Source organism: Duganella sp. SG902, from assembly GCF_013376005.1.
In the GTDB taxonomy this organism is placed as follows: Bacteria; Pseudomonadota; Gammaproteobacteria; order Burkholderiales; family Burkholderiaceae_D; genus Rugamonas.
Genome location: NZ_JABMJK010000022.1, coordinates 1 through 11,281, shown reverse-complemented (window position 1 = coordinate 11,281; position 11,281 = coordinate 1). Strand labels below are relative to the sequence as shown.

4 protein-coding genes are annotated in these 11,281 nt (G+C 65.9%); 3 read left to right on the top strand and 1 reads right to left on the bottom strand.

Features of this window, described 5'->3' with window-relative positions; all coding sequences use genetic code 11:
* Positions 1 to 20: 20 nt before the first annotated feature.
* On the bottom strand, positions 21 to 3,137 hold the full coding sequence (locus tag FHW83_RS27995) for a CHASE domain-containing protein (RefSeq protein ID WP_176649640.1): 3,117 nt from the start codon (positions 3,135 to 3,137) through the stop codon (positions 21 to 23).
* 236 nt (positions 3,138 to 3,373) lie between these two features.
* Between FHW83_RS27995 and FHW83_RS27990 the strand changes: the two genes are divergently transcribed.
* From FHW83_RS27990 to FHW83_RS27980, 3 genes are read left to right on the top strand one after another with little or no spacing between them, the layout of a single operon-like run.
* On the top strand, positions 3,374 to 5,248 hold the full coding sequence (locus FHW83_RS27990) for an EAL domain-containing protein (RefSeq protein ID WP_176649639.1): 1,875 nt from the start codon (positions 3,374 to 3,376) through the stop codon (positions 5,246 to 5,248).
* 3 nt (positions 5,249 to 5,251) lie between these two features.
* A complete protein-coding gene (locus tag FHW83_RS27985; RefSeq protein ID WP_176649638.1) occupies positions 5,252 to 10,147 on the top strand; it encodes a HAMP domain-containing protein in 4,896 nt (1,631 codons plus the stop codon).
* Positions 10,147 to 11,127, top strand: coding sequence for a CheR family methyltransferase (locus FHW83_RS27980; RefSeq protein ID WP_176649637.1), 981 nt, complete (start codon positions 10,147 to 10,149; stop codon positions 11,125 to 11,127). Before FHW83_RS27985 ends, FHW83_RS27980 begins: the two co-directional genes overlap by 1 nt.
* Positions 11,128 to 11,281: the final 154 nt, after the last annotated feature.

Sequence of the window (11,281 nt, the reverse complement as noted above, 5' to 3'; positions counted from 1 at the left end):
ATCGAACCCGTATTATCGCTCTAGCCCGGGACGTATGCCAGCAGTTCCTGCTCGATATGCCGCTCCAGCACGCCCAGCATGGCGTGCAGTTCGGCCACCAGCCGTTTGGCGTTGGCGGTGTCCGGCTCGTTGCGCACCTGTTCCAGCGCGTAGCACAGGTTACCGAACTGCATGGCGCCGACCGCGCGCGCGGCCGATTTGGTGCGGTGGCCCAGTTCGGACAACTGGGCCAGGTCGCCGCGCGCCAGCGCCTGGTCGATCTCGGCCAGGCCGTCACGCGCGGAACTGAGGAACAGCAGCGCGTACTTGCGCATCTTTTCCGGCTTGCCGCCGAAGGTTTCGGCCAGCGCCGCCACGTCGAACAGCTCGGCCGGCGCGGCGGCAGGCGCGGACACGGCCGCCGCCGCGGGGGCGGACGGCACGGCGGGCGCGGACGGCGCCATCTGGCGCGGCACGAACACCGGCGGCGCCGGCAGCACGCCCAGGCCCTGCGGCGCCGAGAAGTACGATGGCGGGGGCGGCGCCGGCTTGCGCTCGGCGCCGGCCGCGCGGGTGCGCTGGCTCATCCACTTGGACAGCATGTTGAACAGCAGCTTGGGCGCGATCGGCTTGGTGACGAATTCGTCCATGCCGGCGTCGAGGCAGCGCTGCTGGTCGTCGCGCCCGGCGTTGGCGGTCATGGCGATGATCAGCGTGGCCGACAGCTTGGGATGGGCGCGGATCAGGCGCGTGGCCTCGTAGCCATCCATCACCGGCATCTGCACGTCCATCAGCACGCAATCGAAGCGCTCCTTGAGCAGCAGGTCGATCGCCTCCTTGCCGTTGTTGGCCACGCACACCGTGGCGCCGGCATCCTCCAGCAACTCCTGCCCCACCTGCTGGCTGAAGCTGTTGTCCTCCACCAGCAGGATGGAAGCGCCGCGTATGCTGTCCAGCACGTCGGGCTGCACCGATTCGTCGTTCGGCTGCAGGAAGCGCACGCCCTTGGCCAGGCGCGCGGTGAACCAGAAGGTGCTGCCCTCGCCCGGCTTGCTCTCGACGCCGACGCCGCCGCCCATCAGTTCCGCCAGCTGCTTGCTGATCACCAGCCCCAGCCCGGTGCCGCCATAGCGCCGCGTGGTCGAGCTGTCGGCCTGGTGGAACGACTGGAACAGCTTGGCCACCTGCTCCGGCGTCATGCCGATGCCGTGATCGACCACCTCGAAGCGCACCATGATGTGGGTGTCGCGCTCCTCCAGCGGGCGGGCGCGGATGATCACCTTGCCGTTCTCGGAGAACTTGATGGCGTTGCCGGCGAAATTCAGCAGCACCTGCTCCAGCCGCAGGGGATCGCCGCGCAGCTGGTGCGACAGGCCGGGCCAGATCTCGTACACCAGCTCCAGCCCCTTGGCGTGGGCGCTCTCGCCCAGCTGGCTGGAGATGTTCGCCAGCAGCGCGTCCAGCGTGAAGTCGAGCACCTCCAGGTCCATCTTGCCGGCTTCGATCTTGGAGAAGTCGAGGATGTCGTTGATGATGCCCAGCAGGTGCTGGCCCGAATGGTAAATCTTTTGCAGGTAGTCGCGCTGCTTGGGATGGGTGACCGACTTCAGCGCCAGGTGCGCCATGCCGATGATGGAGTTCATCGGCGTGCGGATCTCGTGGCTCATGTTGGACAGGAAGTCGCTCTTGGCCTGGTTGGCGGCGTCGGCCTCCTCCTTCAGCTTGTGCAGCGCGGTGACGTCGGTGGCCAGGCCGATCACCCCGGTCACCGAGCGCCCCAGCTCGACCGGTACCTTGACCGTCCACAGGTGCTGCAGCACGCCGTCGCGGCCGACAAACTGCACCTCGCCGGAGCGTTTGAGGCCGTCGGCGAACACCGGCCGCTCCAGCTCCCACTGCGCGTCCGCCACCTCGGCCGGCATCAGTTCGCGATCGAGCTTGCCGACGATCTCGTGGGCCGGCATGCCCATGCAGTCGGCCATGCGCGCGTTGACGTAGATGAAGCGCCGGTTCTGATCCTTCATGTAGACGTGGGCGTCGACGTTGTTGAGCACCGTGTCCAGCATCACGCCCTGCTTGATGGCGCGCCGGCGCGACGCGTACAGCACGAACACGTAGCTGTACATCAGCAGCGTGCCGGCGAAGCCGGTCAGCGCGCCTATCCACGGGAAGTACAGGTCGAAGCCGGTCAGCAGCGCCGCCTTGCGGACCTGGAACTGCGCCTTCCACAGGCTGCCGTTGAAGTCGATCGGCAGCACGGTTTCAAAGAATTGCTCGCGCTCGGCGGCCGCCAGCGGCGTGGCCACCATGGCGCCGGTGTCGTTGAACAGCAGGCGGTCGGTCTTCTCGATCACCAGCCGGCGCTGCTCGACGTCGGCGCTGCCGTCGGCGTACAACGTCAGGTGCACCTGGCGCACCGTCATCTCGTCGATGGCGCCCTGCACCAGCTTGGGCACGCTGAAGCCGGCGCCGACCGAGCCGAGGTAGGCCGCCCGCCGCTCGGCCACGGTGCCGGTCGGCATGCCGCGCCGGTACACCGGCAGCCGCACGCCCAGGCCGAAGTGCGGCGTCGGCAGCCGCACCACGATGGGCTGGCCGGAGGCGGCCACCTGGCCGCTGTCGCGCGCCGACGCCAGCATGCGCGCCACCACCGGGTTGGCGGCGATGTCGACGCCGTGGCGCTCGGCCAGCATGGCCGCCGGCTCCAGATAGGTCAGCACCGCGTACTGTTCGCGCCGGCCGGGCGGCGTGATGTCGAAATTGGGATAGCCCTCGGCGCGCACGGTGGCCACGAAGGCGTCGCGCTGGGCGTCGGTCACCACCGGCGCCCAGGTCAGCGCCTCGATGGCCGGGAAATAGCGCGGGATATCGAGGCTCGTGACATACTGGTGGAACTGCACGCGCGAGACGTGGTCTGACGTCTGGAACAACGCCGCCAGCCCGCGCGTAAGGTCGGAATACGACTTGATGCGGGCCGAGATGCCGTACTGGGTGCTGCGCGCCAGGTTTTCGAAGCGCTGGGCCGCGTCGTCGTCGACGGTGCGGGCGGCCACGCCGTACAACAGCGCGCCGACGCCGGCCGCCAAGGCGCAGCCCACGCCCCAGAAAATCAGGCGTGGCTTGGTCACCGCTTTTCTACGGTCAGCCGTTTTCAGCATGCGGTATCACCCGGCAAGGATTTTTTTGCATTACAGCAGCATACTATTAATGCCGCGCGGGAACCAGTGCAAGAATTGGTGAGAATTAATCTGCAATCCGGCACTCAATCGTGCGCACAGGAAAATTTAGTTGCGATAAGCTTTCAAGGCTTGGAAAAGCTGGAAGCCGAGTTATTAAAACGATAAAATAGAGTAATCTTTTTCCGTCCAAAAACAGTAACTGTCGACCAGCCGCCGTGCAGATCCCAAAAGTTCTCCTCGTCAACGACGACCAGCCCAGCCTATACGCGCTGGAAACCCTGCTGCTTGACGCCGCCGACCAACATTTATACGAAGTCATCACCGCCGGCTCCGGCAAGGAGGCGCTGCGCCAAGTGCTGCTGCACGAGTTCGCCGTGATCCTGCTCGACGTCAGCATGCCCGGCATGGACGGCTTCGAGACCGCCGAGGCGATCCACTCGCACCCGCGCTCGGCCGGCACGCCCATCATCTTCATCACCGCCCACTACGCCGATGAGCTGAACCGCCTGAAGGCCTACCAGCACGGCGCGGCCGATTACCTGTTCACCCCGGTGATCCCGCAGATCCTGCAGGCCAAGGTCGGCGTGTTCGTGGAAATGGCCAAGAAAAACATGCAGTTGCGCGTCAAGACCGAGGAACTGGCACGCCTCAACCAGGACTTGCGCGTGCAACGCCTTCAGGACCTGGAACGCATCAACGCCGAGCTGGAGCTGGAGGTCAAGGAACGCAAGCAGGCCGAGCAACGGGCGCACGACCTGTCCACGCGCGACGCCCTGACCAACCTGCTCAACCGCCGCGCCCTGATCCAGCAGCTGGAGCACGCGGTGGCCACCTCCGACCGCGGCGGCGTCGGCTTCGCGCTGCTCTTCCTCGATCTCGACAAGTTCAAGCCGATCAACGACACCTACGGCCACGAGGCCGGCGACGAGCTGCTGCGCCAGGTGGCGGCGCGGCTGACGGCGGCGGTGCGGGTGGCCGACATCGTGGCGCGCCTGGGCGGCGACGAGTTCGTGGTGCTCATCGAAGGCAAATCCGCCTCGGCCAACGCCGCGCGCGTGGCGCGCAAGATCGAGATGGCGTGCGCGCTGCCGTTCGAGATCGGCGCGCACCGGTTGAAGACCGCCGCCAGCATCGGCATCGCCCTGTATCCGGAGGACGGCGCCAACGCCCAGGCGCTGATGAAAAACGCCGATACCGCGATGTACCACGCCAAGCAGAACTCCGCCACGCCGATCCAGTTCTTCCACGAGGAGCTCAATGTGCGCGAGCGCGAACGGGAACGCTGGACGCTGGAGCTGCGCAAGGCGCTGGCGACCGGCCAGCTGGAGCTGCGCTACGAGCCGCAAGTCGACCTGTCTACCGGCCAGGTGATCGCCGCCGAGGCGCTGCTGTACTGGCGCCACCCGGTGCACGGCGTGCTGGAGGCGGCGCATTTCCTGCCGCTGGTGCAGGAACGCGCCCTGCTCGACCGCGTCGATGCCTGGGTGATCGCGCAATGCTGCTCGCAGGCCGCGCTGTGGCAAGGCCTGACTGGCGGCGCCTTGCGCGTGCCGCCGCTGTGCATCTGGCTCAACCTGGCCACGCCGCAGCTGCATGCGGAATTGCTGCAGGTGCTGCTGCCGGCCATGCGCAAGCATGGGCTGGCGCCGGGCAGCATCGGCATCGAATTGAGCGAAAAGCTGCTGCTGGGCGCCAGCGAACCGCTGGCGCAGCTGCTGACACAGATGCAAAGCACCGGCGTGCGCCTGGCGCTGGACGATTTCGGCAGCGCGCGCTCCTCGCTGGCGGCCTGCAAGCGCTGGCAGCTCAATGCCCTTAAAATAGACCGCGGCTTCGTGCACGGCATCGGCAACGACGAAGGCGGCACCGACATCGTGGCGGCCGTGATCCACCTGGCGCGGGCGTTGTCGATGCGCGTGATCGCGCTGGGCGTGGAAACGCGCCAGCAACTGGAAACACTGCAGGAACTGGGCTGCCATACCTGCCAGGGACCGCTGTTCTACGCGCCGCTGCCGGCGGCCGGCCTGCTGGAGCAGACCAGCGGCGATTTCAATGTCAACACACCTACCCTCCTAAGCAATGAGGAATAAGCCATGAACAATATGACCGACCTGGGTGAACAACTGGACGCGAAAGTGCTGCTGTCGACACTGATGGCGCTGAAAAAAGGAGACTTTTCAGTGCGCATGCCTTCCGACTGGATCGGCATGGCGGGCAAGATCGCCGACACGCTCAACGACATCATCGACACCAAGGCGCGCATGGTGCGCGAGGTGACCGAGGTCAGTCGCGTGGTGGGACGCGAGGGCCGCCTGACGCAGCGCGCCGAGATGCCGAATACGGCCGGCGGCTGGGCCACCATCATCAGCTCCGTCAACACATTGATCGACGACCTGGTGCGCCCGACCTCGGAAATGGCGCGCGTGATCGGCGCCGTGGCCAAAGGCGACCTGTCGCAAACCATGGCGCTGGAGGTGGACGGCCACCCGCTGAAAGGCCAGTACCTGCGCGCGGCCATGACCGCCAACACCATGGTGGAACAGCTGTCCTCCTTCTCCTCAGAGGTGACGCGCGTGGCGCGCGAGGTGGGCACCGAGGGTAAGCTGGGCGGCCAAGCGCAGGTGAAAGGCGTGGCCGGCACCTGGAAGGACTTGACCGACTCGGTGAACTCGATGGCGGGTAACCTGACCTCGCAGGTGCGTAACATCGCCGAAGTGACCACGGCTGTGGCCAACGGCGACTTGTCCAAGAAGATCACGGTGGACGTGCGCGGCGAGATCCTGCAGCTGAAGGACACCATCAACGTGATGGTGGACCAGCTGCGGTCCTTCGCATCCGAGGTGACGCGCGTGGCGCGTGAGGTGGGCACCGAGGGCAAGCTGGGCGGCCAGGCCTATGTGCCGGGCGTGGGCGGCACGTGGAAGGACTTGACCGACAACGTGAACTTCATGGCGTCCAATCTGACGGGCCAGGTGCGTAACATCGCGGCGGTGACGACGGCGGTGGCCAACGGCGACTTGTCGAAAAAGATCACGGTGGACGTCAAGGGCGAGATTCTCGAACTGAAAAACACCATCAACGTGATGGTGGACCAGCTGTCCTCCTTCGCCTCCGAGGTGACCCGTGTGGCGCGCGAGGTGGGCACGGAGGGCAAGCTGGGCGGCCAGGCGCAGGTGAAAGGCGTGGCCGGCACCTGGAAGGACTTGACCGACTCGGTGAACTCGATGGCGGGTAACCTCACGGGCCAGGTGCGTAACATCGCCGACGTGACGACGGCGGTGGCCAACGGCGACTTGTCCAAGAAGATCACGGTGGACGTGAAGGGCGAGATTCTGGAGCTGAAAAACACCATCAACGTGATGGTGGACCAATTGAACTCGTTTGCATCCGAGGTGACGCGCGTGGCGCGCGAGGTGGGTACCGAGGGTAAGCTGGGCGGCCAGGCCAATGTGTCCGGCGTGGCCGGCACCTGGAAGGACTTGACCGATAACGTGAACTTCATGGCGTCCAATCTGACGGGCCAGGTGCGTAACATCGCGGACGTGACCACGGCGGTGGCCAACGGCGACCTGTCGAAGAAAATCACGGTGGACGTGAAGGGCGAGATTCTGGAACTGAAGAACACCATCAACGTGATGGTGGACCAGCTGTCCTCCTTCGCATCCGAGGTGACGCGCGTGGCGCGCGAGGTGGGTACGGAAGGTAAGCTGGGCGGCCAGGCCTACGTGCCGGGCGTGGGCGGCACCTGGAAGGACTTGACCGACAACGTGAACTTCATGGCGTCCAACCTCACGGGCCAGGTGCGTAACATCGCGGCGGTGACCACGGCGGTGGCGCGCGGCGACTTGTCGAAAAAGATCACGGTGGACGTGAAGGGCGAGATCCTGGAACTGAAGGACACCATCAACGTGATGGTGGACCAATTGTCCTCGTTCGCATCCGAGGTGACGCGGGTGGCGCGCGAGGTGGGTACGGAAGGTAAGCTGGGCGGCCAGGCCAACGTATCCGGCGTGGCCGGCACCTGGAAGGACTTGACCGAGAACGTCAACCAGCTGGCGGCCAACCTGACCAACCAGGTGCGCGCGATCGCGGAGGTGGCTACCGCCGTGACGCGCGGCGACTTGTCGCGCTCCATCCAGGTGGAGGCGCGAGGCGAGGTGTCCTACCTGAAGGACAACATCAATGAGATGATCCGTAACCTGAAGGACACCACGCTGAAGAACGCGCAGCAGGACTGGCTGAAGACCAACCTAGCGCGCTTCACCCGTCTGCTGCAAGGCCAGCGCGACCTGCAGGCCGTGACCAAGCTGATTCTGTCCGAGCTGGCGCCGCTGGTGTCGGCCCACCACGGCGTGTTCTACATGATGGATTCCGGCGACAGCGACGCGCGCCTGCGCATGATCGCAAGCTACGGCTACCGCTCCAGCCGCAAGCTGCCGACCTCCTTCCTGCCGGGCGAAGGCCTGGTCGGCCAGTGCGCGCTGGAGAAGGTGCGCATCTGGCTGACCGACGTGCCGCGCGATTACATCGTGGTGTCGTCCGGCCTGGGCGCGGCGCCGCCGACCAATATCGTGGTGCTGCCCATCCTGTTCGAGCAGCAGGTGAAGGCGGTGATCGAGATCGCCTCGCTGGACCGCTTCACCGAGACCCACCTGTCCTTCCTCGACCAGCTGATGGAATCGATCGGCGTGGTGCTGAACACCATCGAGGCGAACAGCCGTACCGAGTCGCTGCTGACGCAGTCGCAATCGCTGGCGCAGGAACTGCAGCAGACCAACCAGGAGCTGGCGGAAAAAGCCCGCCTGCTGTCCGAGCAGAATATCGAGGTGGAGCGGAAGAACCGCGAGGTGGAGCAAGCCAAGCTGGCGCTGGAGGAAAAAGCCACCCAGCTGGCGCTGTCGTCGAAATACAAATCCGAGTTCCTGGCGAATATGTCGCACGAACTGCGCACGCCTTTGAACTCGCTGCTGATCCTGGCGCAGCAGCTGGGCGACAACCCGGACGGCAACCTGTCCAACAAGCAGGTGGAATTCGCCAAGACCATCCACGGCTCCGGTTCCGACCTGCTGACGCTGATCAACGACATTCTCGACCTGTCGAAGATCGAATCCGGCACCGTCACGCTGGACATTTCCGAGTACCGCTTCCAGAACCTGCGCAACTACGTGGACCGCACCTTCCGCCACATGGCGGAGGCCAAGCACCTGGGCTTCTATGTGGAGCTGAAGGACAGCCTGCCGACGGCCATGATGACCGACACCACGCGCCTGCAGCAGGTGCTGAAAAACCTGCTGTCGAACGCGTTCAAGTTCACCACCCACGGCCAGGTGTCGCTGGTCATCAGCCTGGTGACCAGCGGCTTCACCAGCGACCACCCCAACCTGCTGCACGCCGACGCGGTGCTGTCTTTCGCGGTGAGCGACACCGGGGTCGGCATCGCGGCCGACAAGCTGCAGCTGATCTTCGAGGCGTTCCAGCAGGCCGACGGTTCCACCGCGCGTAAATACGGCGGCACGGGTCTGGGCCTGTCGATCTCGCGCGAGCTGGCGCGCCTGCTGGGTGGCGAGATCCGGGTGGAATCGGTGGTGGGCAGCGGCTCGACCTTCACCCTGTTCCTGCCCTACAACCGCGCGGGCTTCATCAACTACGAGACGGTGCGCGCGCCACAGGTGCGGGTGCCGGCGCCGACGCCGGCGCCGCAGGTGGTGTACACCCCGGCGCCGCACCACGAGCACGAGGTGGTCAACAATCTGCACGAGATCGAGGGCGAGCTCGATGAATACAGCGGCAGCGACGACCGCGGACTGGTGGCGCCGGGCGACCCGTCGGTGCTGATCATCGAGGACGACGAGCGCTTCTCGCAGATCGTGCTGAGCTTCGCGCGCGAGAAGAACTTCAAGGGCATCGTCACCATGCAGGGCGATTCGGCGCTGAGCCTGGCGCGCGACTACCTGCCATCGGCGATCTTCCTCGACCTCGATCTGCCCGACATCGACGGCTTCACGGTGCTGGACCGCCTGAAACGCGACCCCAGCACGCGCCATATCCCGGTGCACGTGATGTCCAGCCTGCGCGAGCGCGAGCGCGCGCTGCGGCTGGGCGCCATCTCCTACCTGAACAAGCCGGTCAGCAAGGAGGCTTTGCAGGAGGAGTTCACCCGCATCCAGAAGTTCCTGTTGGGCGGCAAGCGCAGCCTGCTGGTGGTGGATGACGAGCAGGCGCAGCGCGACGCCATCATCGCGCTGATCGGCGACGTCGACATCCATATCGTGGCGGTGGACACCGGCCAGGCGGCGCTGGACGCGCTGCGCGAACAGCATTTCGACTGCGTGGTGCTGGACTTGACGTTGCCCGATATCAGCGGCTTCGACCTGCTGGACATCATCGGCCGGGATGAATCGCTGCGCGACGTGCCGATCGTGATCAACACCGCCAAGGACTTGAACCGCAAGGAAGTGGCCAAGTTGAAGCGCTACGCCAAGACCATCGTGATCAAGGACGCGCGTTCGCCGGAGCGGCTGCTGGACGAAACGGCGCTGTTCCTGCACCGTTCGCAGGCCAGCCTGCCGGAGGCGCAGCGCCGCATGCTGGAGGAGATCCACGCGGCCGAGGGCGGGCTGGCGGGACGCAAGGTGCTGATCGTCGACGATGACCTGCGCAACATCTTCGCGCTGTCGTCGCTGCTGGAACGCCAGCAGATGCAGGTGCTGTTCGCCGAGAACGGGCGCGATGGCATCGAGGTGCTGGAGCGCGATCCGACCATCGAGATCGTCCTGATGGACATCATGATGCCGGAGATGGACGGCTACGACACCATGCGCGCGATCCGCCGCATTCCGAAGTTCAAGTCGCTGCCGATCATCACGCTGACCGCCAAGGCGATGAAGGGTGACCGCGACAAGTGCATCGCGGCCGGGGCGTCGGACTACATCACCAAGCCGGTGGACGTGGCGCAGCTGCTGTCGCTGATGCGCGTGTGGCTGCACTGATGTCGTCCATCCTCACCTCCATCAAGGCGGCACTGAGCGGCGCCTCCCTACCCGGCGCCGCGCAGGCGGCCGCGCCGGAACCGGAAGCGGCGGGACCGGCGCCGGCCAGCGCCGCGCCGCTGATCGTCTCCGCCGGCGCCGGCGGGCGGCGGCACTCGCCGTCCTCGGTCGAGGAGCTGGAGCTGGAGCTGCTGCTGGAAGCCCTGTTCCAATGCCATGGCTACGACTTCCGCGGCTACGAGCGCGCCGTGGTGGCGCGCAAGGTGCAGGCGCTGCGCGCGGAGCTGGGGCTGGCCACCATCTCGGCCCTGCAGTCGCGCATCCTGCACGACGACCAGGCCTACGACGCGCTGCTGCGCACCCTGTACGTCACGCCGGCGCTGATGTTCGACAACGCGCTGGAAGTGTCCATGCTGCGCCTGTCGCTGGGCGTGGGCCTGCACGGCGCCGCCCTGCCGCGCGTCTGGCTGGCCGACTGCGCCGGGGCGCAGCAGGCCTGGACGCTGGCCATCCTGCTGGAACAGGAACAACTGACCGCCCGCACCGAGATCTACGCCACCGTCGCCAGCGACGCCATGCTGACCGAGGCACTGCAAGCCACCCTGCCGATGGAGCGGCTGGGCGAACTGCAGTCCAACTACGTGCGCAGCGGCGGCATCGGCAAGTTGATCGATTACTTCGACGTCAGCGCGGACGGCCTGCGCGCGGTGCTCAAGCCGCACCTGAGCAGCCGCATCACGTGGGCGCAGTACAACCTGGTGACCGATGCCTCGTTCAACGAATTCCAGATGATCCTGGGCCATCGCGCCCTGCCCGACTTCGGCCCGGCGCTGCGCAAGCGCGTGCTGCAGCTGTTCGACGACAGCCTCGCGCCCTTCGGCACGCTGGCGCTGGACCGGCCGCTGGACGAGCACGACCCGCTGGCGCGCCACTACAAGCCGCTGCTGGCCCACCAGTCCTGGTACAAGCGCATCGCCTGATCCCGTCATTCCCGCGCAGGCGGGAATCCATGCCGCGTTGGCCTTCATGCGGCCTATGGATTCCCGCCTGCGCGCACTGCTGTCCGGAATAATTTTGTTGACATGGTTTCAAAAGAGTGAAGGTTGCAGTTGTGCGAATTCCTCCATCTGGCGT